This window comes from Thioclava sp. F34-6 (assembly GCF_002213235.1).
GTDB lineage: Bacteria > Pseudomonadota > Alphaproteobacteria > Rhodobacterales > Rhodobacteraceae > Thioclava > Thioclava nitratireducens.
This window is the reverse complement of record NZ_NBOA01000002.1, coordinates 147562-172222: the sequence shown is the minus strand read 5'-3', so window position 1 is coordinate 172222 and position 24661 is coordinate 147562. Positions and strand designations below refer to the sequence as shown.

Genomic DNA, 24661 nt, shown 5'->3' with positions numbered 1-24661 from the left:
GCGGAAATGACCGATTTGGTCGTTTGTCTGCTTTCAGCCCTGCGAAATCTGCGCTAAACGGTCGGCGACCGGATCTTTGCGAGGAATGGCCATGAAAGACCAACGCGATGCGGGCTTCTTCACCGAAAGCCTCTCCAGCCGTGACCCCGAACTGTTCAAGTCGATCACCGATGAACTCGGTCGCCAGCGCGACGAGATCGAACTGATCGCCTCGGAAAACATCGTCTCGAAGGCGGTGATGGAGGCGCAGGGTTCGGTGATGACGAACAAATACGCCGAAGGGTACCCGGGCAAGCGCTACTACGGCGGTTGTCAATATGTCGACGTCGCGGAGAACCTCGCGATCGACCGCGCCAAGCAGCTCTTCGGCTGCGAATTCGCGAACGTCCAGCCGAACTCGGGCAGCCAGGCGAACCAGGGCGTGTTCACCGCGCTTCTGAAACCCGGCGACACCATCCTCGGCATGAGCCTCGATGCGGGCGGCCACCTGACCCACGGCGCCAAGCCGAACCAGTCGGGCAAATGGTTCAACGCGATCCAGTACGGCGTGCGCAAGCAAGACAGCCTGCTGGACTACGAGCAGGTCCGTGAACTCGCGCTGGAGCACAAGCCGAAGCTTATCATCGCCGGTGGCTCGGCCATCCCGCGCCAGATCGACTTCGCCAAGTTCCGCGAAATCGCGGACGAGGTCGGCGCCTACCTGATGGTCGACATGGCCCACTTCGCGGGCCTCGTGGCGGGCGGTCAGCACCCCTCGCCCTTCCCCTATGCCGATGTCGCGACCACCACGACGCACAAGACGTTGCGCGGTCCGCGTGGCGGCATGATCCTCACCAACAACGAGGAGATTGCGAAGAAGGTGAACTCTGCGATCTTCCCGGGCATTCAGGGCGGTCCGCTGATGCATGTCATCGCCGGCAAGGCCGTGGCCTTCGGCGAAGCGCTGCGCCCCGAGTTCAAGAACTACGCAGCCCAGGTCGTGAAGAACGCTCAGGCGCTGGCCGACGAGCTGATGAAGGGTGGCCTCGACATCGTCACCGGCGGCACCGACACCCACGTGATGCTGGTCGACCTGCGCCCGAAAGGCGTGAAGGGCAACGCGACCGAGAAGGCTCTGGGCCGCGCGCACATCACCTGCAACAAGAACGGCATCCCGTTCGACCCGGAAAAGCCGATGGTCACCTCGGGCATCCGTCTGGGCACCCCGGCGGGCACGACCCGTGGCTTCGGCGAAGAAGAGTTCCGCGAGATCGCACGCCTGATCGTCGAAGTGGTCGACGGGCTCGCTGCGAATGGCGAAGAGGGCAATGGCGAGGTCGAAGCGGCCGTGAAGGCCAAGGTCTCGACCCTGCTGAGCGGCTTCCCTATCTACCCCGAACTCTGATCCGGATTCGAGATCACGACGAAGGCCCCCGCGTTCCGGGGGCCTTTTTTCATGTGGGAGATTGCGGGCGGATCAGATCGCCCCGGTCCAGACCATCGCCGCCAGCAAGGTGCCGCCCACGATCACCACGATCACCGCGATCGACGTGGCGAGGCCAAGCGCCGCTGAGCGCAACCGCTCTGCCGCGCCCAGCGGTTCGAGATAATCGCGGCAGGTCGCGAAGGCCGCCTCCACCCGGCGGGCATCCAGTTGTCGGGCGATCTTGGGGGCCTGCATCTTGCGCTCGGCATCGATCAGCACCAGCGCCGCCTTGCGCACCTTGCGCGGCAGCGCCCGGGCCCGCGAGGCGACCCGCGCCTCGAGCGTCGGCCCCTTAGCGCCCAGCCGCTGCGCCAGAAGCCGCGAGACCTGCCGCACCATCTCGTTTATCTTCTCCGGTCCCATGCGACCCTCTCCCCTACGCGGCGTTCGGCACGACCGCACCGGACGCTAGCCGCCGCGCGAGATCAGCGCAACAGCGCGCATGGCCGCAGTTTTTTTCGCATCCGCTCTGGAAGCGCCTGGAAGAGCGATCTAGCTTAGGCCCCATGTTGAACACGACCCTCTACTCCTCCGACAGCAATCCCGGCGCGCGGCCCCTGATCATCGCGCCCGGCCTTTTCGGATCGGCCCGGAACTGGACCGCGATCGCCAAACGGCTGAGCGCGGACCGGCCCGTGATCGCGCTCGACATGCGCAATCACGGCGACAGCTTCTGGGACGACGATCACAGCTATGAGGCGATGGCGGGGGATATCGCCGAGGTGATCGAGGCGAATGGTGGGGTCGCGGACGTTCTGGGCCATTCGATGGGCGGCAAGGCGGCGATGACGCTCGCCCTGACGCGGCCGGAACGTGTCGAGCATCTCATCGTCGCGGATATCGCGCCCGAGAACTACGACCACGGCGACAACCACACTGCGCTGATCGAAGCGATGCAGGAGATGGATATCAGCGATCTGACCTCGCGCTCCACCGCGGACGAGCGGCTGGGCGAGCAGGTCTTCGATCCGGGCACCCGCGCCTTCCTGCTACAATCGCTGGTGCTGCGCGACGGCCCGCCGCGCTGGAAGTTCAACCTTGCGGCGCTGAAGGCGAATATGGACGGCATTCTCGACTGGCCCGAGACACTCGAGGGCAAACAGTTCGACGGACCGACGCTGTTCCTGTCCGGCGCGGACTCGCATTATGTCCAGCCGGAGATGCACGAGCGTATCCGCGGCTTCTTCCCGCAGGCTCGCTTCGAGGAAGTCGACAACGCGGGGCACTGGCTGCACGCCGAGAAACCCCGCGAATTCGAAGCCGACGTGGCGCGTTTCCTCAACTCCGCGAGCTGAGGAAACCGCGTCCCTTCGTTCAGGCGCCCGGCTTCATCATCCGGCGGAGCAGATGATCGCGCTTGACGTATTGGTGGTAGAGCGCGGCCGCCACATGCAGACCGGCGAGCCACAGGAGGGCCGTCGTCAGGATCGAGTGCGTCTCGGCCGCCCATCCCAGCTGCCCGTAATAGGCCACGAGCCCCGCAATCGGGATCAGGAAGAGCAGCACGTAAAGGAGCCAGTGGATTGCCGCTGCGCCGAACCGCAGAATGGCAGGATCGTTCTCCGGCGGCTCGGGTGTTCCATGGCCTGCGCGCAGCGCCAAGCGCCAAATCGCAAGCACGAGCACCGTGATGCCGATGACGATGTGACCATAGGTCAGAAACCCGGCATCGGCCGATCCGTTCTTCATCAGGTCATGGAAAGTGTGGCCCATCTCGTCATTGAACAGGTACTGGACGATGAGCAGCAGGACGACGGCCCAGTGAAGCCATATCTGCGTTTTCGAATAACCGGGGGCGTAGGACATGTTACCTCTTCAAAATTGGCGAAACGGCTCTGCGCTTCGCCAGACTAGCGCGAGGAAGGCGCAGAGGTTCCGCCCCGTCACGAAGTTGGGATTCCCCCGCGACGACGGCTCGCGCGAATGCGATCAGGCGTTTTCGCGGATCGCCTTGGCGACGAACCACGCGATCGGAAGGGCCACGAGGAAGCCGATTACTGCCGAAACGATGATCGCGTTGGTCGTGACCATATTCATCGTCAATACGGCGATAATGAGGATGCCCGCAAGGGTCGGTCCGGCGAGGGCGTAGATGATACCGAAGAGGCGCATATCTGATCTCCAGTGAGAACACATTTCGGACGTCAGATTGGCCACGATCACGGCGATGTTACCTTGATCCGCATCAAATCCGCCCTCTCGCCGCTGCGGCAGGGCGTCGCATCAGCAATCGAGCTGGAAGCGCGCTTCGCCCGTATCGCCGGGCAGCGAGGGCGACCGATAGAGCCCGCCCGCCGAACCCGTGACCTGGCAGCCAGATACCTGTTCCGCCGCTCGGATCAACAGGGGCGGCACGCGGCCCCTCTCTGCCCGGCGCAGATAGCCCATTCGCACGACCTCCGCCCGGTCCCCCTTGAGGAATACGACGAAATCGATGCCGTCGAGCCTCACCTCGTGCCGCGACGCACCGAGGAACTGCGGCGCCGGGGAAGCGCAGCCCGCGAGGAGGCAAAGAGCGAGGAAAAACGAGGCTCTAGACATGGAAAGGCTCCGGGGAGGGACAACCCGGAGCCTTTCAGAGCTTGATTAACAATGAGTTAACCAGCTCGGGCGGAGTGTGCGGCCCCCGCGAGGGACATAGCAGGGGCCGCAAGACCGTTCTGACAGGGATCATGCCTGGCGGGGCGGCCAGAACGGGTCATTCCTTTTGTTACGCCGCTCGGACCGGAGTCCGGCTAAAATGCTGTCCGGGAGGGCGACGACGAATAGGCGCAGAGGCGTCTTTCTTCGGGCTCTCCCTTATGTGTTCGAGGGCAAAACGCCGCTTCTTGCCTACAGTTCCACGGAACCGTAAATTTTTTCGTACGTTGGCCGACAATGGCTTAATAGGAGAGCGTAAGAGATGACGAAATCGGTTCAAATGGCAGCAATGACCGTGATTCTTCTGGGCCTCGCGGCCTGCAACACGGTGCAAGGCGCGGGGCAGGATCTGTCCGTCGCGGGCAGCACGATTGCGGGTGAAGCCCGTCAGGCGCGCTAAGCACGACCGAAGCTTGCCGGAAACATCAAAGGCCCCGGAAATTTCCGGGGCCTTTGCATTTCGAACTTCGGACCGATGCCGTCCGGGATGCGTCCGGCTCAGTATTTCACATGGGCGACGCGATCTTTCATCGACTCGCCCGGGTCCGACGACAGAAGGATTTTCGCGCCCGCCACCAAGGCATTGCCGCTGTCCCAGATCTCGGCCGCATCCGCATCGAAGCGCAACAGCACCAGCTTCGGGTCGTCCTTGCCGTCATACCAGGCGCTGACAAAGGGGTTCCACAGACGCTCGACGATCTCCGGGTCGGTGTTCTCCGTCAGACTGCCGGTGACGGTCGCGAAGACATCATGCCCCTTGTCGGCGAAGGTGAACATCGCACCGGCGCCGGGGTCCAGCCCGTCCATCAATTCCGTGTCGCGCGCGGTGAAGAACCACACAGGGCCGGGCTTTTCCTCGACGATCGCCGTCATCGGACGCGGCGCCGCCGTATCGACGCCGGCCCGCGCCAACATCACTGTGCGATCCGAGTCGAGGGCGTCCCAGAAATCTTTCTCGATCTTGGCTTGGTCGGTCATGTCGTTTCCTCCTGAAATAGGTCTGGGAGGAGAACGTGAGCCCGCCTTCCCATGTTCCTCAGAAAGGCCGCCGCCCTGCGCCGCCAGAAATGAAACGGCCCGGCTCAATCGCCGGGCCTTCAATCAAGAAATTTCGAAGAGGATCACTCGTCCATCTTCAGCGCAGCGATGAACGCGCTTTGCGGGATCTCGACCTTCCCGAACTGGCGCATCTTCTTCTTACCGGCTTTCTGCTTTTCCAGCAGCTTCTTCTTACGGCTCGCGTCGCCGCCATAGCATTTCGCGGTCACGTCCTTGCGCATCGCCGAAAGGGTCTCGCGCGCGATCACGCGGCCTCCGATGGCGGCCTGGATCGGGATCTTGAACATGTGGCGCGGGATCAGGTCCTTGAGCTTCTCGCACATCGCGCGGCCCCGGGCCTCGGCCCGGTCGCGGTGAACCATGATCGAGAGCGCGTCGACCGGCTCGTCATTCACCAGAATCGACATCTTCACGAGGTAGTCCTCGCGATATTCGGTGATCTGGTAATCGAAGCTGGCGTAACCCTTCGTGACCGATTTCAGCCGGTCGTAGAAGTCGAACACGACCTCGGCCAGCGGCAGGTCATAGACCACCATCGCGCGGCCACCGACATAGGTCAGGTCCTGCTGGATGCCGCGGCGGTCCTGACAGAGCTTGAGCACATCGCCCAGATATTCGTCCGGCACGAGGATCGTCGCCTTGATGCGCGGCTCCTCGATATGGTCGACATAGGTCAGGTCGGGCATGTCGGCGGGGTTGTGAAGCTCGATCACCTCCCCGTCCTTCATGTGAACCTTGAACACCACCGAGGGCGCGGTGGTGATCAGGTCGAGATCGTATTCCCGCTCCAGACGGTCGCGCACCACTTCGAGGTGCAACAGCCCGAGGAAGCCGCAGCGGAAGCCGAAGCCGAGCGCTGCCGAGGTTTCCATCTCCGCCGAGAAGCTCGCATCGTTCAGCTGCAGTTTCTCGATCGCGTCGCGCAGCGCCTCGAAATCGTTCGCATCGACCGGGAAGAGGCCGCAGAACACGACTGGGATCGAGGGTTTGAAGCCCGGCAGCGCGTTGGCGCAGGGCTTCTTTTCATGGGTGATCGTGTCGCCGACCTTGGTGTCGCGCACCTGCTTGATCGAGGCGGTGAAGACACCGATTTCGCCGGGGCCCAGCTCGTCGATATTGACCATCGCGGGTTTCAGAACGGCGAGACGGTCGAGCTTGTAGGTCGCCCCCGTCTTCATCATCTTGATCTGGTCGCCCTTCTTGATCACGCCATCCATGACGCGGATGAGAACCACGACGCCCAGATAGGGGTCGTACCACGAATCCACCAGCATCGCTTTCAGCGGCGCGTCACGGTCGCCCTGCGGGGCGGGCAGACGATGGACGATAGCTTCCAAAACGTCCGGGATGCCCAGGCCGGTCTTCGCGGAAATCTCGACCGCCTCGGAGGCGTCGATCCCGATCACATCCTCGATCTGCTCCTTCACGCGCTCGGGCTCTGCGGCCGGAAGGTCGATCTTGTTGAGGACCGGGACGATCTCGTGATCCGCGTCGATCGCCTGATAGACGTTGGCCAGCGTCTGCGCCTCGACGCCCTGCGAGGCGTCCACAACCAGCAGCGATCCCTCGACCGCCTGCATCGAGCGCGACACCTCATAGGCGAAGTCGACGTGGCCGGGGGTGTCGATCAGGTTCAACACATAGGTTTTGCCGTCCTTGGCGGGATAGTCGATCCGCACCGAGTTGGCCTTGATCGTGATGCCGCGCTCTCGCTCGATATCCATCGCGTCGAGGAGCTGGTCCTTCATATCGCGTTCGGCCACGGTACCGGTCAGCTGGATCAGCCGGTCGGCAAGCGTGGATTTACCGTGGTCGATATGCGCCACGATGGAGAAATTGCGGATGCGATCAAGATCAGTCATGGGCGCGCGTATACAGGGGAAAAAGCGGGCCGGGAAGAGGGATTGAACGCCATCTGCCATTGACCTCGGCCCGGTCGCGTCCGACATATCCCTGAGACACGAAACACGGGAGACGCAAGATGATCTATTCCGTTCCGAACATGACCTGCGGGCATTGCAAAGCCTCGGTCGAAGCCGCGATCGAAGAGGTGGGCGGCAAGGCCGATGTCTATCTGGAAGATCGCGAGGTCGAGGTGGAAGGGCTGCCCGAATCCACCGTGATCAGCGCGTTGAAAGGCGCGGGCTACGAGGCCACCCCGGTCGAAGAATGATCTGGAGGGGCGTCGCGGTCCAGATGTAGTAGGCCCAGCGCCGCGCAACGCGACGGTTAGAAATCGGGTTCCCTGCCCTGCCCCGGACAAGCGAAATCCTGCCTGTTTTATTGCCTGCTTTTTGAAATTTGTTTAGAATCGCGGACAAATGAGCAGGCAGGATCGGCAAATACATGCCGGCCGCAACGACAAAAGGGGCAGTAGATGACTTTCAAGACGACACTCGGACTCTGCGCATTCTCGGGCGCCGTGGCGCTCGCTTCGATGGCCTCGGCCGGGCCCATCGACAACGCCTGCCTGAAGGCGGGGCGCGCCAGCAATCCCGGCACCTGTGGGTGCATCCAGCAAGTCGCCGACATGACGCTGAGCCACCGCGACCAGCGCCGCGCCGCCAGCTTCTTCCACGATCCCGACCGCGCGCAGGAAGTGCGGATGTCGGATCGCAAGTCGGATTCGGACTTCTGGGACCGCTACAAGAACTTCGCCTCCACCGCGGAAGGCTTCTGCAAGTAAGCGGTCAGTCTGCGGCGCGCGGTCTACTGCCCGCGCCGCTTTTCTTCCTCATCGGCCAGCAAATCGGCGATCAGCTGATCCGCGCCCGCCTCGATCATGTCGAGGGCTCCCTCGAAATTGCGGGTAAAATAAGGGTCGGGCACATCGCGCGGCCCGTCCGGCCCGTCGATGAACATCTGCACCTGCGCGCGCATCTCGCGCGGCGCCCCGTCCAGCGCATCGCGCAGGTTATTTTCATCCATCGCCAGGATCACATCGAACGCGTCGTAATCGGCGGGCTCGATTTTCCGTGCACGCAGAGCGCGCATGTCATAGCCGCGCGCCTCCGCCGCCGCGATCATCGGTTCGTAGGGCGGCTCTCCCAGATGCCAGCTACCGGTGCCGGCGCTGTCGAACTCGATATCGAGGCCGGCCGCGGCGGCCTTGTGACGGGTCACCGCTTCGGCGGCGGGCGAGCGGCAGATATTGCCAAGGCAGAGAAAGAGGATACGCATAGGAGGAGTGATAACGGAGGGCAGCGCGATGGCCAAGGTCGTGATTCTGACTGGCGCCGGTATTTCCGCCGAAAGTGGTCTCAAGACGTTTCGCGCGAGTGACGGCCTTTGGGAAGAGCATCGCATCATGGACGTGGCGACGCCGGAGGGTTTTGCGCGCGACCCCGAATTGGTGCATCGCTTCTACAATGCGCGCCGGGCGGCGGCGCGCGCGGCACAGCCAAACCCTGCCCATGTCGCGTTGGCGGAACTCGAGGCCGATCCGGGCCACGAGGTTCTGGTGGTGACGCAGAATGTCGATGACCTGCACGAGCGCGCTGGCTCTCGGCACGTGATCCACATGCACGGCACGCTGTTTGGAGCCTTGTGCCACGCATGCGGCCATCGCTGGCCCGCGCCAGAAGCGATGAAGCCGCGTGACACCTGCCCCGAGTGCGGGCGAAAAGCCACGCGGCCCGACATCGTCTGGTTCAACGAGATGCCCTACCAGATGGACCGGATAATCCGAGAGCTGGAAGCCGCGGACCTCTTCGTCTCGATCGGCACCAGCGGCAACGTCTATCCGGCGGCAGGCTTCGTACAGGATGCCGCGATGGCCGGTGTCGAGACGCTGGAGCTGAACCTCGACCGCTCGGCGGGCAGCGAGATGTTCGACATCTCGCGCCAGGGACCGGCGAGCGTGCTCGTCCCGCAATGGGTGCGCGAGCGGCTGGGATAGAGCGGCGGGGCGGCTAACCGCCCTGCCCTGTCCGTTAGTAGCTGTATTCGGCGTAGATCTTGCTCAGATCGCCATTCCACTCGCCGTGATATTTCTCGAGTAGTTCGTCGGCAGGCACGCGGCCGGTCTCGACGCTCTCTTCCAGCGCGTTGAGGAAATGGGTCTCGTCGGGGATCATTCCGCCTGCGCCGGGCTTCGCCCGTGCCGCCAGACCGGATTTCGCGATCGCCACCGTTTCGCGTGCGAGGTCATGCAGCTTCACGCCGTTGAACTCGCCCTGCAGCGCATCGACCGCCGCCGCACGGCGCAGACCTTCGCGAGTCTCGTGATCGAAGCCCTTCACCAGATCCCAAGCGGCATCGAGCGCGGTCTGGTCATAGCACAGGCCGACCCACAGCGCGGGCAGCGCACACAAACGCCGCCAGGGCCCGCCATCGGCACCGCGCATCTCGATGAATTTTTTCGCCCGCGCCTCGGGGAAGACGGTGGTCAGGTGATCGGCCCAGTCACTCAGCGTCGGCTTCTCGCCGGGCAGCGCGGGCAGCTCGCCCTTGAGGAAGTCGCGGAACGACTGGCCCAGGGCATTGATATATTTGCCGTCGCGATAGACGAAATACATCGGCACATCTAGAACGTAGTTCGCGTAGGCCTCGTAGCCCGCGCCCTCTTCGAACATGAAGGGCAGCATGCCCGTGCGCGCATCGTCGAGGTTCTGCCAGATATGGCTGCGCCACGATTTCATGCCGTTGGGCTTGCCATCGAGGAAGGGCGAGTTCGCGAAGAGCGCCGTCGCGACCGGCTGCAGCGCCAGCGCCACGCGCATCTTCTGCACCATGTCGGCCTCGGACGCGAAGTCGAGATTCACCTGCACGGTGCAGGTGCGATACATCATCTGCGTGCCCAGCTCGCCCACGCGCCCCATGTAATCGGTCATCAGCCGGTAGCGCCCCTTGGGCATCATCGGCATCTGCTCCTGCGACCAGATCGGAGCCGCGCCAAGGCCGATGAACCTTACGCCGAGATCGTCGGCGACCGACTGCACTTCGCGCAGGTGGAGGTTCACCTCGTCGCAGGTCTGGTGGATCGTCTCGAGCGGCGCGCCCGACAGTTCCAGCTGCCCACCGGGCTCGAGGCTCACATTCGCGCCGTTCAGCTCCAGCCCGATGATGTTGCCCTGCTCTTCCACCGGCTGCCAGCCAAAGCGGTCGCGCAGACCTTCCAGCATCGCCTTGATCGACCGCAGGCCGTCATAGGGCAGCGGCAATTGCTTGTCCGCGCAATAGCCGAATTTCTCGTGTTCGGTGCCGATGCGCCAATCGTCGCGCGGCTTCTCGCCCGCGGCCAGATATTCGGCCAGTTGCTCGAAGCGCTCGATCGGGCCACCGCCCTGCTGCGGAATGGACATGTCTTTTCTCGCGTCGCTTTATGGAGCGCCACAGGTGGCGCGGGGGCTAGCTCAAGTCAAGCGTGAAACCTGTTTACGAATCCAGAGGCTCTGTGCGGTAGTCTGCTGGTCGAGCGCGGCGGAGATTTTCCCCATATCGATCCCCGGCAAGCTCGCGAAGGCATCGTAGAGCGCATCCGCTCCCGCCGCATCGAGCGGGATCAGAAGCGCCTCCCCCGACAGGCTGCGAAGCCGCCAATATTGCTTGCCCTGCAGTGTCAGCAGACGGATTTCGGCCAGTTCGCGCAGCGGCAATTCGCCGCCCATCCCGAGCGCCGAGACATTGCTGCCCGGCCCCGCAATGGCGCGCGCCCGGCTGGCTGCGAAATAGGAGATACGACCCTCGTCGATCTCGACCAGACCCGGCGCGCTGGTTTCACGCGCGAAGCGCAACCGACGCCAGCCGATCAGCGCCCAGCCGAGGCCGAGCACGACCGCGACCAGTCCCAGCGGCATAAGGATCAATCCTCCGAGCCAGATCAGCCACGCGCCGAACGCCACCACGACGCCCGCCGCGATCACCTCGCCCCAGCGCTTGAAGCCTTCTGCGACCTCGGGACGGATCACCGCCAGTCTCCCAGCGCCGATTGCCACAATGTAATCGCCGCGCAGACCGCCGTATCGGCGCGCAGGATGCGCGGGCCAAGGCTGACCGGAGTGACGAAATCGCGGGCACGGAGCATCTCGCGCTCGGCCTCCGAGAACCCGCCTTCGGGCCCGATCAGGATCGCCCAAGGGCCGGGCCGCAGCCCCGCGAGCGTCTCTGCGGGGCCAACCAAAGCCTCGTCGGCCCAGAGGATGCGACGGCTCGGATCCCAGCCATCCAGCAGCTTCTTGAGCCCCTGCAAATCCTCGACCGGGGGCACATAGGTGCCCAGACATTGCTCCGCCGCCTCCTTGGCATGGGCCTGCAAGCGGTCCTGCCGGATGCGCGCGGAATTGGTGAACTCGGTCTGCACCGGCAGCACCTTGGCGCAGCCCAGCTCGGTCGCCTTTTCGACGATGAAATCAGTGCGCTCTTTCTTGATCGGTGCGAAGATCAGCCAGAGATCGGGCGGCGCGAGCTGCGGCGCGGCCTGCTCGACGCAGGCCAGAATACCGCGCTTCTTGTGAGCCTCGACGACCTCCGCCGTCCACTCGCCATCGCGCCCGTTGAACAGCGCGACACGGGCGCCCACGGCCAGCCGCATCACCGCGAAGAGGTAATGCGCTTCGTCCTGAGTCAGAGGCACGGCTTGCCCCGCGCCCAGCGGGTGCTCTACACAGAGCCTGATCTTGGCACGTTCCATGAGGCGGACTTTATGAGCGGAAAACCCGAAACGCCAGAGGCGGCGGAAGACGCAAACGGTACGGTCGCGGATGCCTATCGCGGCAACTGGGTCGACCGGCTGGCCCCGGCATGGACGCGGCCCTATCTGCGCCTGAGCCGCGCCGACCGGCCTATCGGGACGTGGCTGCTGCTGCTGCCCTGCTACTGGTCGATCGCGCTGGCGGCGTCCTCGACGGGCGGCTTCATCTGGTGGGATCTGTGGCTGGCCATCGGCGCCTCCGTCGGAGCCTTCCTGATGCGCGGCGCGGGCTGCACCTGGAACGACATCACCGACCGCGACATCGACGCCGGCGTGGCCCGCACCCGCTCGCGCCCGATCCCCTCGGGGCAGGTTTCGACGAAACAGGCGCTGGCTTGGGCTGTGATCCAGTCGCTGATCTCCTTCGCGATCCTGCTGACCTTCAACACCCCCGCGATCATTCTCGGGATCGTCTCGCTCGGCCCGGTCGCGATCTACCCCTTCGCCAAGCGCTTCACCTGGTGGCCGCAGATCTTCCTCGGGATCGCCTTCAACTGGGGTGCGCTGCTGCTGTGGGTCGCGCATACCGGAAGCCTCAGCTGGCCGCCCGTCGTGCTTTATTTCGCGGGCATGGCCTGGACGTTGTTCTACGACACGATCTACGCGCATCAGGACAAGGAAGACGACGCGCTGATCGGCGTGAAATCCACCGCGCGGCTCTTCGGGGACGACAGCGCGAAATGGCTGGGCGGCTTCCTGATGACCTCCGTCGCGCTGATGACCATCGCCGTGATGGGCGCACTGTTGCCCGGCGCGCCGCCGCTGCGCCTCGCGCTCTCGTTGCTCGCGCCCTGGGCGATGGGGTGGCACATGCTCTGGCAGATGCGTCAGCTCGATATCGACGACCCGGACACCTGTCTGAAACTGTTCCGCGCGAACCGCGATACGGGCCTGATCGCTGCGCTGTTTCTCGCCGTTGGCGCAATCGTGTAACGGCGTATCGATTGATCCCCGCGCCCCTGCACCTTAAGGAAACGGGATAAAGATTCCCCTGGGGAGGGCCTGAGACCGATGCGCAGCCGCGCCACCTTGTTGACGATCGCCGCCTTTGTCCTCGCACTCGTCGTCTCCGCAGTCATCGCGGGCGGCGCGGCGACAATTGTCGAAAAATCCACGAAACAAGAAGTGCGCGTCGCGATGGAGGCGCAGGGCTACGGCTGGATGCGTATCCATACCGATGGGCTGCAGGTGATCCTCTCCGGCACCGCCCCGACCGAGGCCGAGCGCTTCCGCGCCGTTTCCGAGGTCGACAAATACGTCGACAGCTCGCGGGTCGTCGACAATACCGACACCCAGATCACGAAGCCGATCACGCCACCCGCCTTCTCGCTGGAAATGCTGCGCAACGAGAACGGCATCTCGCTGATCGGGCTGGTGCCATCCTCGATCGACCGCGAGGCGATCGTGGAGAAGCTCTCGAAAGTCGCAGGCGAGGATGGCGTCACCGACATGCTGGAGAGCGCCGATTACCCGGTGCCCGGCGGTTGGGACGAAGCGATGAAATTCGCGATGACGACGCTCGAGACGCTGCCGCGCTCGAAAGTGTCGGTCAGCGCTGGCAAAGTCTCGGTGGAGGCGATCACCGACAGCCCCGCCGAAAAGGGTCGAGTGGAGACTTCGCTGGCACGCCGCCGCCCCTCCGATCTCAAGCTCAGCTTCGACATCTCCGCACCGCGCCCGGTGATCACCCCCTTCACGCTGCGCTTCCTCATCGACAAGGCGGAAGGCCCGCATTTCGACGCCTGCTCCGCCGATAACGAACGTGCGCGCGACCGCATCCTGACTGCGGCCCGCGCGGCTGGCGCGAAAGGCACGCTGAGCTGCACGATCGGGATGGGCACGCCTTCGCCCGACTGGTCCAAGGCCGCGCAGATGGCGATCAAGGCGCTCGGCGATCTCGGCGCGGGCTCGGTGACCTTCTCGGATGCCGATATCGCGCTGGATGTGCCTTCGACCGTCGATCAGCAGCAATTCGACGATGTCGTGGGTGAGCTGGAATCGAACCTGCCCGGGGTGTTTTCGCTCAAGGCCAAGCGCGAGCCCGCCCCCGAGGCGAAAGCCGGCGAGGCGAGCTTCACCGCCACCCGCGACGGCAATGGCCATGTCGACCTGAAGGGCCGCGTGACCGATGCGCGTGAGCGCCAGACCGTCGAGAGCTACGCACGCGCCAAGCTCGGCCATGCCAATGTCCATGGCGCGACCCGCGTCGACAAGGAGCTTCCCGCCGGTTGGCCGGTACGCACGCTGGCCGCCCTCGACGCCCTGTCGGTGCTGCACGAAGGCAAGGTCACCGTGACCCCCGACGGCATCTCGGTCAGCGGCGTCTCGGGCGATCCGCAGGCCTCCGACACGATTTCGCGCATCCTGACGAGCGAGCTTGGCGAAGATGCGCAGATCGACCTGAGCGTGAAATACGACAAGCGCCTCGATGAGCAGCTCGCCCTGCCGACCGGCAAGGAGTGCGTGGCCCGCCTGAACGACACGCTGAAGAAGAAGAAGGTCGATTTCGATCCGGGTTCGGCGCAGGTCGCTGCGGAAAGCCTCGACGCGCTCGACGCGTTGGCCAAGGCAATGAAGAACTGCACCGACTTCAAGATGGAAGTGGCCGGCTATACCGACAATCAGGGCCGCGAGGAAATGAACCTGCAGCTCTCGCAACAGCGCGCGCAGGCGGTGATCCGCGGGCTTCTGGACCGTGGCGTGCTGATCGGCAACCTGGAGGCAAAAGGCTACGGCGAAGCCCAGCCCATCGCCTCGAACGACACCGAAGCCGGCCGCGAGCAGAACCGCAGGATCGAGTTCGTGCTGCTGGACGAGGCGCCGGTGGGTGACGAGGCGCTGCCCGATGCCACGGCAGACGCGACGGCAGGCGCTGACGAGGGGACTGGGGATGGCGCTGGCGAGCCGCACTGGAACGGCGCCGTGACCGATGACGGCGCCCCCGCCACCGAGAACGGCGCGCAGGACAAATCCGGCGATGGGGACACCGCCGCAGAACCGGGGCAACAGACCCCGCAACAAGAAGAAATTCCGGTCGAGACGCCCGGCGAGAAGACGCCGCGCCCGCAATCCCGGCCGGAGGACCTGTCGAAGGGCTGAAGGGACGCCATATGAACAGAGACGAATTCATCATAGCCACAGCGATCATCCTTTTCGTGGCTTTCGCGCTTGGCTGGTTCGCAAGCTGGCTGATCCACCGCCTCACCCGTGTGAGCCAGGCCGATATGGGCGAGCTGGAGCAGATGGCGCAGGCTTTGCATGAAGCCGAGGAGACCCGCGATCAGGCGCTCGTCTATGTCGAGCAGCGCGAAGCGGAACTGGCCAATCAGCTCAGCCAGACCGAGGCCGAGCTGCGCGCGGCGATGGATGGATTGCGCGACGCCCGTCACGAGGCCGAGGAATTGCGCGCCTATATAGAGCGTACGAAAGAGGCCTGATCTCTCGCGGCTCCCCGCCCAATATTGCCGCAGATTCTCCAAACGCTCATGTCAGGCGGCAGACGCCCGTGGCGCTTTGGCCCGCGCCCCGAAGTTGGTATCGAGTCCTGCCCGCCATGCGCGGCCGATCTGCAAGCCAATAGCTGCGCCATGCTCCAGACCTTTCCCGTGGCTCCCTCCCCTGCCGGACCGCGCTCGGCGGTGCGCGCGGGCTTGACGATGCGCAGATGATATGTCCGGGGCAGGTCTTCCGCGCGCGACCTATCCAGACCATCCCGACTGGACGATCGGACCGGGGCAGCGGTTCGCGGCCCCCTACCCCTTCGCGGATGAGGCGAAGTTCACCCTCTCGGTCGCGCCAATCGTGACGCCGGGCGATCAGCCGCGCTGAGGGGGACGGATATCCGGCAGGGCCGCTTTCACCAGCGGGTGCAGCTCCAGCTTGTCCGCCGCCGCGAGGAACGTGTCGCGCATGGTGGGCGCCCAATTGGCATTGATGTGATCTGCCACGGCATGCGCCTGATCGCCGGGCTGGCTTTCGAAGAACTGTGCGATCTGATTGGCCATCCCGGCGAGTTTCTCAGGCTTCATGCGGTGGCCTCCTGCGGCGCGGTGTAAAGCGCGAGGCCCCGGCCTGCGCGTGCAATCACGGTAAGGCCCGCGTCCCGCGCCTCGCTCACCGCCAAAGCGGTGGGGGCGGAGGGGCCGACTATCACCGGGATACGTAGGGTCGCGACCTTCTGGATCAGGTCGACCGAAAGCCGGGAGGTCATCACCAGCGCGCCGCTCGCCGGATCTATCCCGCCCCGGATCAGCGCCCCGATCAGCTTGTCGAGCGCGTTGTGGCGTCCGACATCTTCGCGCGTCAGCACGATCCCCTTGCCCGGCTGCCAGAAGCTTGACGCATGGGCGGCGCGGGTTTCGTCCTGCAGAGGCTGATGGTCACGCAGGGTCTCGAGCGCCTCCGAGGCCTGTTCCGGCGTCATGGTAAAGGCGGGCGGGAGAACCGGAGCGAGCTTGCGCCGCGCCTCCTCCAGCTGCTCGATCCCGCAGAGCCCGCAGCCCACCGGCCCCATCGTAGCGCGGCGGCGTTCGGCAAACCGGGCGCCTGCCGGAGCTGCCAGCCAGTTGCGCGCTTCGATCCCGGCCTCGGTCACTTCGAGCTCCTGCCGGGTGATCTCGGACGCGTCCTCGATGAGCCCTTCAGAGAGCGCGAATCCAAGTGCGAAATCCTCCAGATCGGCGGGACTCGCCATCATCACCGCCTGCGTCACCCCGTCGAAAGACAGCGCCACGGGCACTTCCTCGGCAAGGCGCTGCACAGCGCCGCTGGGCATTTCCCAATCGGTCGCCGTCATTCAGCAGCCTCGACGCGGCGGGTCAACTTGGTCTGCGCGGTGTAGAGCTCCTGCCAGTCCGACGGCCCGTTCGACAGCCCCACCTGCACCGCCGTAACCTTGTATTCCGGGCAGTTCGTCGCCCAATCGGAATTGTCGGTGGTGACGACGTTCGCCTGCGTTTCGGGGTGGTGGAAAGTCGTATAGACGACGCCGGGCGAGACCCGGTCGGTGATCGTCGCGCGCAAAGACGTCTCGCCCGCTCGGCTGGTGAGCCGGACCCAGTCGCCCTCGCGAATGCCGCGCGTCTCGGCATCATGCGGGTGAATTTCCAGCCGGTCCTCGGCATGCCAGACGGAATTCTCGGTCCGCCGCGTCTGCGCGCCCACGTTATACTGCGACAGGATGCGCCCGGTGGTCAGCAGCAGCGGGAAGCGCGGCCCGGTGCGCTCCTCGGTCGCGACATAGGCCGTGCGGATGAACCGCCCCTTGCCGCGCACGAAGCCATGTTCATGCATCACCGGCGAGCCTTGCGGATGCGCATCGTTACAAGGCCACTGCACCGAGCCCATACGGTCGATCAGGTCGTAGGTCACGCCCGCGAAGGCGGGCGTCGTACGACCGATCTCGGCCATGATCTCGGACGGGTGGGTGTAACTCCATCCCGCGCCCAGCGCATTGGCCAGCGCCTGCGTCGCCTCCCAGTCGGCCAGCCCTGCTTTCGGCGCCATGACCTTGCGCACCGGGTTGATCCGGCGCTCGGCATTGGTGAAGGTCCCGTCCTTCTCGAGGAAGGTGGAGCCCGGCAGGAAGACATGGGCGTAGCGCGCGGTCTCGTTCAGGAAGAGGTCATGCACGATCACGCAATCCATCGCCGCGAGGCCCGCGGCCACGTGATGGGTATCGGGATCGGATTGCAGAATATCCTCGCCCTGAATGTAGATCGCCTTGAAGTCCCCCGCGACGGCGGCGTCGAGCATATTGGGAATACGCAGCCCCGGCTCGGGGTCGAGCGTCCTACCCCATTCTGCTTCGAACACCGCGCGCACGGAGTCGTCCGAGACATGGCGATAGCCCGGCAGTTCGTGGGGGAAGGAGCCCATATCGCACGAGCCCTGCACGTTGTTCTGCCCCCGTAGCGGGTTCACCCCCACACCGGGGCGTCCGATATTGCCGGTCATCATCGCGAGGTTGGCAATGGCGATCACGGTGGTCGAGCCCTGGCTGTGCTCGGTCACGCCCAGCCCGTAATAGATCGCCCCGTTCGGCGCGGCGGCGTAGGTCCGCGCAGCGTGGCGCAGCGCGTCGGCCGGCACGCCGGTCAACTCTTCGACCGCCTCGGGAGAATGGGCCGGATCGGCGGCGAACTCGGCATAATCCGTCCATTCGTCCCAATCGCAGCGCTCGCGGATGAACGCCTCGTCGAAAAGCTTCTCGGTGACGATCACATGGGCCATCGCGGTCAGCACCGCGACATTGGTTCCCGGACGTAGCGGTAGGTGATGCCCCTCGCCCATATGCGGGGTCTCCAGCAGATCGATCCGGCGCGGGTCCACCACGATCAGCTTCGCGCCCTGCCGCAGCCTTTTGCGCAGCCGCGAGGCGAAAACCGGATGGCCGTCGGTCGGGTTCGCCCCAATGACCACGGCGCAATCCACCTGCTCGACGGAGTCGAAATCCTGCGTGCCAGCCGAGGTCCCGAAGGTCTGCTTCAGCCCGTAGCCGGTCGGCGAATGGCAGACCCGGGCGCAGGTATCGGTGTTGTTCGTGCCCATAACCGCGCGGGCGAGTTTCTGCACGAGGAAGGTCTCCTCATTGGTGCAGCGCGACGAGGTGATGACGCCCACTGAATCCTTACCGTGCTTGGCCTGCGCGCGCTTGATGCCGTTGGCAGCAAATTCCAGCGCCTCTTCCCACGACACTTCGCGCCACGGGTCAGTGATGCTGTCGCGGATCATCGGGTTGAGGATGCGGTCGCCATGGTTCGCATAGCCCCAGGCGAAACGGCCCTTCACGCAGCTATGGCCACGGTTCGCCTTGCCCTCTTTCCACGGCACCATGCGCACCAGCTGGTCGCCGCGCATCTGCGCCTCAAAAGAGCAGCCCACGCCGCAATAGGCGCAGGTCGTAACCACGGAACGCTCCGGCACGCCGATCTCGTCGACGGTCTTCTCCTGCAGGGTCGCGGTCGGGCAGGCCTGCACGCAGGCGCCGCAGCTGACGCAATCCGAGTTCAGGAAATCTTCCGTACCGGTCGAGATGCGGGCGTCGAAGCCGCGCCCGTCCACGGTCAGCGCGAAAGTGCCCTGCACCTCTTCGCAGGCGCGCACGCAGCGCATGCAGACGATGCATTTCGACGGATCGTAGAAGAAATACGGGTTGGAGTCGTCGCGCGGAATATAGAGCGGATTGGCGCCGTCCGCCGCGCGCGTCTCGACATGGTTCTCGCCCGGCGTGTAGCGCACGTCGCGCAGGCCGACGGCCCCTGCCATGTCCTGCAATTCGCAATCGCCGTTCGCCGCGCAGGTCAGACAGTCGAGCGGGTGATCGGAGATATAAAGCTCCATCACCCCGCGACGCAGCCTGTGCAGCTGCTCGGTCTGGGTTTTCACGACCATGCCTTCGCGCACGGGCGTGGTGCACGACGCAGGCGTTCCGCGCATCCCCTCGATCTCGACCACGCAAAGACGGCACGAGCCGTAAGCGTCGAGCATATCGGTCGCACACAGCTTCGGCACGGTGATCCCGGCCTCGGCGGCGGCGCGCATCACGGAGGTGCCCTCGGGCACGCTCACATCCATGCCGTCAATCACCAGCGTCACAGGCGGGCCCGATTTGGCAGGCGTGCCCATATCGGAGAGTTTCGGCCCGTGCACTCCGTCGGGGATGATGAAATCCTTCATTCCGCAGCCTCCTGTGAGAGCGAGAATTCTTGCGGGAAAAGCCGTATCGCCGAGCGCACCGGGAAGGGCGTGAAGCCCCCCATCGCGCATAGCGAGCCCTTCTCCATCACTTCGCATAGCTCGTGCAGCAACTCGATCGCCGCCGGGTCGCCCGCCGCCACGCGGTCGAGCGTTTCCATGCCGCGCACCGCGCCGATCCGGCAGGGCGTGCATTTCCCGCAGCTCTCGATCGCGCAGAACTCCATCGCGTAGCGGGCGAGCGCGAGCATGTCGGCGCTGTCGTCATGCACCACGAAACCGGCATGGCCCACGAGGCCACCCTGATCGGCGAAAGCCTCGTAGCAGACCGGCAAATCGAAATCGTCCGGCCCGTGATAGGCGCCCAGCGGTCCGCCCACCTGCACCGCTTTGAACGGACGGCCCGAAGCCGTGCCGCCGCCGATCTCGTTGACCAGCGTGCCGAGCGACATCCCGAAACCGGTCTCGAACAACCCGCCATGTTTGACGTTGCCCGCGATCTGAAGCGGGATCGTCCCGCGCGAGCGACCCAGCCCGAACTCGGCATAGGCAGCGCCGCCGTGGACCAAGATCCACGGCACGGCGGCCAGCGAGAGCACGTTGTTCACCACGGTCGGCTTGCCGAACGCGCCTTCCAGCGCGGGCAGCGGCGGCTTGGCGCGCACCATCCCGCGCTTTCCTTCGAGCGAATTGAGAAGCGAGGTCTCCTCGCCGCAAATATAGGCGCCCGCGCCGACGCGCACCTCCAGATCGAAGGCCGGCCCCTGCCCTATCAGGCTGTCGCCGATGATCCCGGCCGCGCGCGCTGCCTTGATCGCTGCGTTCAGCGTGCGGATCGCGTGGGGATATTCCGAACGGACATAGATGAAGCCCTTGGTCGCGCCGACCGCAAGACCCGCAATCGCCATGCCCTCGAGCAGGCAGAAGGGATCGCCTTCCATCAGCATCCGATCCGCGAAAGAGCCGCTATCGCCCTCGTCCGCGTTGCAGACGATATATTTCTGCGAGGCCTCTGCCCCGGCGACAGTCTTCCATTTTATGCCGGTCGGGAAGCCCGCACCGCCACGACCGCGCAGCCCCGATGTGATGACCTCTTCGATGGTCTGCTCCCCGCTCAGTTCCAGCGCACGCTTGAGACCCTGCCAGCCCTCGCCCGCCTCATAATCGGCCAGCGACAGCGGATCGGTCCGACCGCAGCGCGCGAAGGTCAGGCGGGTCTGTTTTGCGAAGAAGGGGATTTCCTCGACCGGGCCGAGCGCCTTCGGGTGATCGCCGTCTTCGAACAGCGCAGGTACGTCCTCGGGCGTCATCGGTCCGAAGCCGTAGCGCACGCCGTCGCGCTCGATCTCGACCAAAGGCTCCAGCCAGATCATCCCGCGCGTGCCGTTGCGGATGATCTCGACCGTTTCGCCGCTCAGACCAGCCGCCGAGGCAATCGCCGCCGCGACCTCATCGGCCCCACAGGCTACGGCAGCGGCATCGCAGGGAACCCAGATCTTCATGCCGAGACCTCCGCAACCAGAGCCTCGATCCGCTCGGGCGTCGCCCGCCCGACCAACTGATCGCCCACCATCGCGGCGGGCGCGCAGGCACACAGCCCGAGGCAGTAGACCGCCTCAAGGGTCACGTCACCCTTCGTTTCTCCGACTTTCATGCCGAGCGCGCGCTCCAGCCGCGCGATCATCTCCGTCCCGCCCATCGATTGGCAGGCCTCGGCACGGCACAGCTTGATCACATGCTTGCCCGCGGGCGCATCGCGGAAATCGTGATAGAAAGAGACGACGCCCGCCACCTCCGCCCGGCTCAACCGCAGCGCATCGGCAATCGGCTGATAGCTATCGGCGGGCACGCAGCCGTAAGCGGCCTGCACATCGTGAAGAATGGGCAGCAGCGCACCTTCGCGCCCCGCATGATCCGCCAGAATCGCGGCGAGCCTGTCGTCTTCGGTCATTTCCATCCTCCCGGCCCCGATGATGGGGCGAGCATGCCCCGGCCAGCAAGTCACGACTGGTTCAATCGCGAACAGGCGCGGACAGGAACCGTCATCGCCGTGCTTGCGCGGGCAGGGGTGAGCCTCTACATCCCTCACATGAGCCTGATCCAACGCCTCCCCTTCGTCAAGAAATCGCCCTTCGTCGCGGTGATCCGTCTGCACGGTGCCATTGGCATCTCGCGCCCGGGATCGCCCGGCCTGTCGGATGCCGCGATGGCCCCGATCATCGAGCGGGCTTTTTCCCGCGGGAAACCGGCGGCGGTGGCCCTGATGATCAATTCGCCCGGCGGATCGCCCGTGCAATCGGCGCTGATCGCGGGGCGTATCCGCAGGCTCGCGGACGAAAAAGGTATTCCCGTGCATGCCTTCGTCGAAGACGTCGCGGCCTCGGGCGGCTATTGGCTCGCCTGCGCCGCCGACCAGATCTGGGCCGACCCGACTTCGGTCGTGGGCTCGATCGGTGTGATCTCGGCAGGGTTCGGCCTCGACGAGTTCATCAGCCGTCACGGAATCCAGCGCCGTGTGCACACGGCGGGCGGCTCGAAAAGTTTCATGGACCCGTTCCGCCCAGAAAAGGACGAGGACGTCGCGCGGCTGAACAAGCTGCTCGAGGACATGCATGTCAGCTTCAAGGAACATGTCGAGTCCCGGCGCGGTGCAAAACTGGCCTCGGATCGCGACCTCTTTACCGGCGATATCTGGACCGGGCGACAAGCGCTGGCCGAGAAGACCGGCCTGATCGACGGGCTGGCCCATGCGGTACCGAAGCTGAAAGAAATCTACGGCGAGAAGACACGCATCGTGCCCTATGCGCCCAAGCGTTCTCTCTTCCGGCGTTTCGGCGCGCAGATCGGCGGCGAGATGGCGGCGGCGACGGCAGGCGCACTTATCGACACGACCGAAGAGCGCGCGCTCTGGGCGCGCTACGGGCTGTAACCCGATGCTCATCAAGGGCATGACCCTCTTCCTGGTCGTCATGGCGGTGCTCGCCATGTTCGGCAAGCTGCGGATGCCGAAGATCAAGGGCCCGCGCGGTCCGGGCCGGCTGTCGGCACGTTGTCCCGATTGCGGACGTCCGAAAATCGGACGCGGCCCCTGCCCCTGCAAGACGACCTCCAAGACCAAGAGCAAGAAGACGGAGCGCCGGTCATGATCTGGGATTTCGGCGAGATCATTGCCGGGCTGGCGTTGCTGGTCGTGGCGGGCGATCTGCTGGTGAAAGGCGCGGTGGCGATGTCGCTGCGCCTTGGCATTCCGGCGCTGATCGTCGGGCTTACTGTCGTGGCCTTCGGCACCTCCGCGCCCGAGCTGATGGTCTCCGTCGCCGCCGTCCTCGACAATGCGCCGAGCATCGCGCTCGGAAACGTCGTGGGCTCGAATATCGCGAATATCCTGCTGGTGCTGGGACTGCCGGCGATCATCTCCGCGATCCGCACCGACCTGCACGACACGCGCGAAAGCTTCGTGCTGATGATGGGCGCGACGATTCTGTTCATTCTCGTCTGTTTCATGGGCCCGATCCGCTGGGCGCAGGGGCTGCTTCTGCTCTTTGCTCTGAGCATCGTCCTGTTCCGGCAGATCCGCGAGGCGCGCGCCCATCGCGCCAATCGCGGCAACGGGAGCGCGGCCGAGACCGAGGCGAATGAAGAGATCGAAAGCGTCGATCCGAAGATGCCGCTCTGGCGGATCGGGCTTTACGTTCTCGCGGGCCTCGTCGGCTTGCCGCTGGGCGCGAACTGGTTGGTCAGCGGCGCATCGGAGATCGCCAGCGCCATGGGCATCTCGGATGCGGTGATCGGCCTGACGCTGGTGGCGCTCGGCACCTCGCTGCCGGAGCTGGCGACCTCGATCACGGCGGCGATGAAAGGCCGCTCGGACCTCGCGCTCGGCAACGTCGTGGGCTCGAACATCTTCAACCTGCTCTGCATCATCGGCGTTGCGGGGCTGTTCGGCGATATTCCGGTGCCTCGGCAGATGCTGCAGATCGACCTTTGGGTCATGGCAGCCGCCTCGATCGCGCTCGCGCCATTCATCTTCGGCAACCGCGTGATCACCCGCGGCGTCGGTATCGCTTTTTCCGTGGCTTATCTGGCCTATATGGTGGCCCTCTTCATTGGAGGCAGCGCATGAAACGAGCATTGGTGACAGGCGGCGCGAAGCGGCTGGGGCGCGCGATGGCGCTTTATCTGGCCGAACGCGGCCTGGACGTCGCGATCCACTATCACGGCTCCGCGGAGGACGCGGAGGCCACGGCAGCGGAGGCCCGCGCGAAGGGCGTGCGCGCCGAGATCCTACAGGCCGACCTGCTGGACGAGGCAGCGACGGCGGCCCTGGTGCCGCATGCGGCGCAACTGCTCGACGGGCCGCTCGATCTGCTGATCAACAACGCCTCGATCTTCGAATACGACACGATCCGCTCGGCCACGCGCGAAAGCTGGGACCGGCATATCGGCTCCAACCTCCGCGCGCCCTTCGTGCTGATCCAGCATTTCGCGGCACAGGCCCCGCAAGCCGACCGCTCAGGCGCGGAACCCAAGGCCCGTGCCCTGGTGGTCAACATGGTCGATCAGCGGATGCGCAAGCTGACGCCCGAGTTCATGACCTACTCACTCGCGAAGATGGGGCTGTGGACGCTGACCCAGACCGGCGCGCAGGCGCTGGCCCCCGATATCCGGGTGAACGCGATCGGCCCCGGCCCCACCCTGCAGGGCGCGCGCCAGTCGGAAGATCACTTCAACCGGCAGCGCGCGGCGACGATCCTTGAGCGTGGCGCGGACCCTGCGGATATCGTTGCAGCGCTGGGATATTTCATGGATGCGCCGGCCGTCACAGGGCAGTTGCTCTGCGTAGATGGCGGCCAACATCTAGGCTGGCGGACGCCCGATGTATTAGGTCCGGAATGAGCCTGAAATCGAATCACAGGCCGAAGTTGTGCACTGCGCGGCGGCCTGTAACGAGACCGTCACAAAAGTATTAATCCTTTCAATAGCTTGGCAAATGTGCAGAAAATTTCTCAATGAAATCAATGCGCTCCGCAATTGCTCAAAAAACGGGCAAACACTCGATCAACCCTTATATTAAGGTCGGAACCCGCGGTCCCACATGTTTGCCAACAGAC

At 64.8% G+C, this 24661-nt stretch carries 29 protein-coding genes; 14 read left to right on the top strand and 15 right to left on the bottom strand.

Translation table 11 applies throughout. The features are described 5' to 3' along the window. Positions 1–91: 91 nt before the first annotated feature. Positions 92–1384 carry a serine hydroxymethyltransferase gene (gene glyA, locus B6V72_RS04060; protein ID WP_088722290.1) on the top strand — a complete coding sequence of 431 codons (1293 nt, stop codon included), beginning with the start codon at positions 92–94 and terminating at the stop codon, positions 1382–1384. Positions 1385–1456: 72 nt separating this feature from the next. Here the strand turns inward: glyA and B6V72_RS04055 are convergent, their stop codons facing one another. Beyond that, positions 1457–1828: a hypothetical protein gene (locus B6V72_RS04055; protein WP_075773939.1), complete on the bottom strand. Its 372-nt coding sequence runs from the start codon at positions 1826–1828 to the stop codon at positions 1457–1459. Positions 1829–1971: 143 nt separating this feature from the next. Between B6V72_RS04055 and B6V72_RS04050 the strand changes: the two genes are divergently transcribed. Continuing rightward, positions 1972–2760 carry an alpha/beta fold hydrolase gene (locus B6V72_RS04050; RefSeq protein WP_088734780.1) on the top strand — a complete coding sequence of 263 codons (789 nt, stop codon included), beginning with the start codon at positions 1972–1974 and terminating at the stop codon, positions 2758–2760. A gap of 19 nt (positions 2761–2779) precedes the next feature. Here B6V72_RS04050 and B6V72_RS04045 read toward each other — a convergent pair whose 3' ends face one another. From B6V72_RS04045 to B6V72_RS04035, 3 genes are all read right to left on the bottom strand, one after another. Next, positions 2780–3271, bottom strand: coding sequence for a cytochrome b/b6 domain-containing protein (locus B6V72_RS04045; protein WP_088719525.1), 492 nt, complete (start codon positions 3269–3271; stop codon positions 2780–2782). Between the two features lie 123 nt (positions 3272–3394). After that, the gene (locus B6V72_RS04040; RefSeq protein WP_075773936.1) at positions 3395–3577 is read right to left on the bottom strand and encodes a hypothetical protein; all 183 of its coding nucleotides are present in this window, start codon (positions 3575–3577) and stop codon (positions 3395–3397) included. Positions 3578–3688: 111 nt separating this feature from the next. Further along, a complete protein-coding gene (locus tag B6V72_RS04035; protein ID WP_088734778.1) occupies positions 3689–4006 on the bottom strand; it encodes a hypothetical protein in 318 nt (105 codons plus the stop codon). Positions 4007–4367: 361 nt separating this feature from the next. On the opposite strand from B6V72_RS04035, the gene B6V72_RS18930 reads away from it, so the two are divergent. Continuing rightward, entirely contained in the window at positions 4368–4505 is a 138-nt protein-coding gene (locus B6V72_RS18930; RefSeq protein ID WP_109171601.1) for an entericidin A/B family lipoprotein, read from the top strand. A 98-nt stretch (positions 4506–4603) separates the two neighbouring features. Here the strand turns inward: B6V72_RS18930 and B6V72_RS04030 are convergent, their stop codons facing one another. Together B6V72_RS04030 and lepA are read right to left on the bottom strand one after the other, a co-directional pair. Continuing rightward, positions 4604–5083, bottom strand: a complete 480-nt coding sequence (locus tag B6V72_RS04030) for a pyridoxamine 5'-phosphate oxidase family protein (RefSeq protein WP_088734776.1) — start codon at positions 5081–5083, stop codon at positions 4604–4606. Between the two features lie 143 nt (positions 5084–5226). Continuing rightward, positions 5227–7026: a translation elongation factor 4 gene (gene lepA, locus B6V72_RS04025; protein WP_075773933.1), complete on the bottom strand. Its 1800-nt coding sequence runs from the start codon at positions 7024–7026 to the stop codon at positions 5227–5229. Between the two features lie 119 nt (positions 7027–7145). On the opposite strand from lepA, the gene B6V72_RS04020 reads away from it, so the two are divergent. Together B6V72_RS04020 and B6V72_RS04015 are read left to right on the top strand one after the other, a co-directional pair. Then, positions 7146–7337, top strand: a complete 192-nt coding sequence (locus B6V72_RS04020; protein WP_075773932.1) for a heavy metal-associated domain-containing protein — start codon at positions 7146–7148, stop codon at positions 7335–7337. Between the two features lie 204 nt (positions 7338–7541). Further along, the gene (locus B6V72_RS04015; RefSeq protein ID WP_075773931.1) at positions 7542–7850 is read left to right on the top strand and encodes a hypothetical protein; all 309 of its coding nucleotides are present in this window, start codon (positions 7542–7544) and stop codon (positions 7848–7850) included. A 23-nt stretch (positions 7851–7873) separates the two neighbouring features. Here the strand turns inward: B6V72_RS04015 and B6V72_RS04010 are convergent, their stop codons facing one another. Continuing rightward, positions 7874–8344 carry a low molecular weight protein-tyrosine-phosphatase gene (locus B6V72_RS04010; RefSeq protein WP_088727391.1) on the bottom strand — a complete coding sequence of 157 codons (471 nt, stop codon included), beginning with the start codon at positions 8342–8344 and terminating at the stop codon, positions 7874–7876. Between the two features lie 28 nt (positions 8345–8372). On the opposite strand from B6V72_RS04010, the gene B6V72_RS04005 reads away from it, so the two are divergent. Further along, positions 8373–9062, top strand: coding sequence for an NAD-dependent deacylase (locus B6V72_RS04005; RefSeq protein WP_088734774.1), 690 nt, complete (start codon positions 8373–8375; stop codon positions 9060–9062). Between the two features lie 34 nt (positions 9063–9096). On the opposite strand, the gene B6V72_RS04000 is transcribed toward B6V72_RS04005, so the two are convergent. From B6V72_RS04000 to B6V72_RS03990, 3 genes are read right to left on the bottom strand one after another with little or no spacing between them, the layout of a single operon-like run. Continuing rightward, positions 9097–10467, bottom strand: a complete 1371-nt coding sequence (locus B6V72_RS04000) for a glutamate--cysteine ligase (protein WP_088734772.1) — start codon at positions 10465–10467, stop codon at positions 9097–9099. Positions 10468–10518: 51 nt separating this feature from the next. After that, positions 10519–11073: a hypothetical protein gene (locus tag B6V72_RS03995; protein ID WP_088734770.1), complete on the bottom strand. Its 555-nt coding sequence runs from the start codon at positions 11071–11073 to the stop codon at positions 10519–10521. Then, the gene (locus tag B6V72_RS03990) at positions 11070–11795 is read right to left on the bottom strand and encodes a 16S rRNA (uracil(1498)-N(3))-methyltransferase (RefSeq protein WP_088734768.1); all 726 of its coding nucleotides are present in this window, start codon (positions 11793–11795) and stop codon (positions 11070–11072) included. The genes B6V72_RS03995 and B6V72_RS03990 overlap by 4 nt, the downstream gene beginning before the upstream one ends. A gap of 12 nt (positions 11796–11807) precedes the next feature. Between B6V72_RS03990 and ubiA the strand changes: the two genes are divergently transcribed. From ubiA to B6V72_RS19115, 4 genes are all read left to right on the top strand, one after another. Beyond that, the gene (gene ubiA, locus B6V72_RS03985) at positions 11808–12788 is read left to right on the top strand and encodes a 4-hydroxybenzoate octaprenyltransferase (RefSeq protein WP_075773925.1); all 981 of its coding nucleotides are present in this window, start codon (positions 11808–11810) and stop codon (positions 12786–12788) included. A 78-nt stretch (positions 12789–12866) separates the two neighbouring features. Further along, positions 12867–14954 carry an OmpA family protein gene (locus B6V72_RS03980; protein WP_088734766.1) on the top strand — a complete coding sequence of 696 codons (2088 nt, stop codon included), beginning with the start codon at positions 12867–12869 and terminating at the stop codon, positions 14952–14954. Positions 14955–14965: 11 nt separating this feature from the next. After that, a complete protein-coding gene (locus B6V72_RS03975; protein ID WP_075773923.1) occupies positions 14966–15292 on the top strand; it encodes a hypothetical protein in 327 nt (108 codons plus the stop codon). A 232-nt stretch (positions 15293–15524) separates the two neighbouring features. Then, positions 15525–15683, top strand: coding sequence for a hypothetical protein (locus B6V72_RS19115; RefSeq protein WP_168173007.1), 159 nt, complete (start codon positions 15525–15527; stop codon positions 15681–15683). Here B6V72_RS19115 and B6V72_RS03970 read toward each other — a convergent pair. The 5 genes from B6V72_RS03970 to B6V72_RS03950 are packed head-to-tail and all read right to left on the bottom strand — an operon-like array spanning position 15671 to position 21501. Beyond that, positions 15671–15883: a formate dehydrogenase subunit delta gene (locus tag B6V72_RS03970; RefSeq protein ID WP_088722284.1), complete on the bottom strand. Its 213-nt coding sequence runs from the start codon at positions 15881–15883 to the stop codon at positions 15671–15673. The genes B6V72_RS19115 and B6V72_RS03970 overlap by 13 nt on opposite strands. Then, the gene (gene fdhD / locus B6V72_RS03965; RefSeq protein WP_088727394.1) at positions 15880–16650 is read right to left on the bottom strand and encodes a formate dehydrogenase accessory sulfurtransferase FdhD; all 771 of its coding nucleotides are present in this window, start codon (positions 16648–16650) and stop codon (positions 15880–15882) included. Before fdhD ends, B6V72_RS03970 begins: the two co-directional genes overlap by 4 nt. Continuing rightward, positions 16647–19532, bottom strand: coding sequence for a formate dehydrogenase subunit alpha (gene fdhF / locus B6V72_RS03960; RefSeq protein WP_088727395.1), 2886 nt, complete (start codon positions 19530–19532; stop codon positions 16647–16649). The genes fdhD and fdhF overlap by 4 nt, the downstream gene beginning before the upstream one ends. Then, positions 19529–21052: a formate dehydrogenase beta subunit gene (locus tag B6V72_RS03955; RefSeq protein ID WP_088734764.1), complete on the bottom strand. Its 1524-nt coding sequence runs from the start codon at positions 21050–21052 to the stop codon at positions 19529–19531. The genes fdhF and B6V72_RS03955 overlap by 4 nt, the downstream gene beginning before the upstream one ends. Beyond that, entirely contained in the window at positions 21049–21501 is a 453-nt protein-coding gene (locus B6V72_RS03950) for a formate dehydrogenase subunit gamma (protein WP_075773918.1), read from the bottom strand. Before B6V72_RS03950 ends, B6V72_RS03955 begins: the two co-directional genes overlap by 4 nt. Before the next feature lie 138 nt (positions 21502–21639). Between B6V72_RS03950 and B6V72_RS03945 the strand changes: the two genes are divergently transcribed. The 4 genes from B6V72_RS03945 to B6V72_RS03930 are packed head-to-tail and all read left to right on the top strand — an operon-like array spanning position 21640 to position 24446. Continuing rightward, on the top strand, positions 21640–22479 hold the full coding sequence (locus B6V72_RS03945; protein WP_075773917.1) for a S49 family peptidase: 840 nt from the start codon (positions 21640–21642) through the stop codon (positions 22477–22479). A gap of 4 nt (positions 22480–22483) precedes the next feature. Continuing rightward, entirely contained in the window at positions 22484–22696 is a 213-nt protein-coding gene (locus B6V72_RS03940; protein ID WP_075773916.1) for a hypothetical protein, read from the top strand. Then, entirely contained in the window at positions 22693–23673 is a 981-nt protein-coding gene (locus tag B6V72_RS03935) for a calcium/sodium antiporter (protein WP_088719512.1), read from the top strand. The genes B6V72_RS03940 and B6V72_RS03935 overlap by 4 nt, the downstream gene beginning before the upstream one ends. Further along, the gene (locus B6V72_RS03930) at positions 23670–24446 is read left to right on the top strand and encodes an SDR family oxidoreductase (RefSeq protein ID WP_088722277.1); all 777 of its coding nucleotides are present in this window, start codon (positions 23670–23672) and stop codon (positions 24444–24446) included. The genes B6V72_RS03935 and B6V72_RS03930 overlap by 4 nt, the downstream gene beginning before the upstream one ends. Positions 24447–24661: the final 215 nt, after the last annotated feature.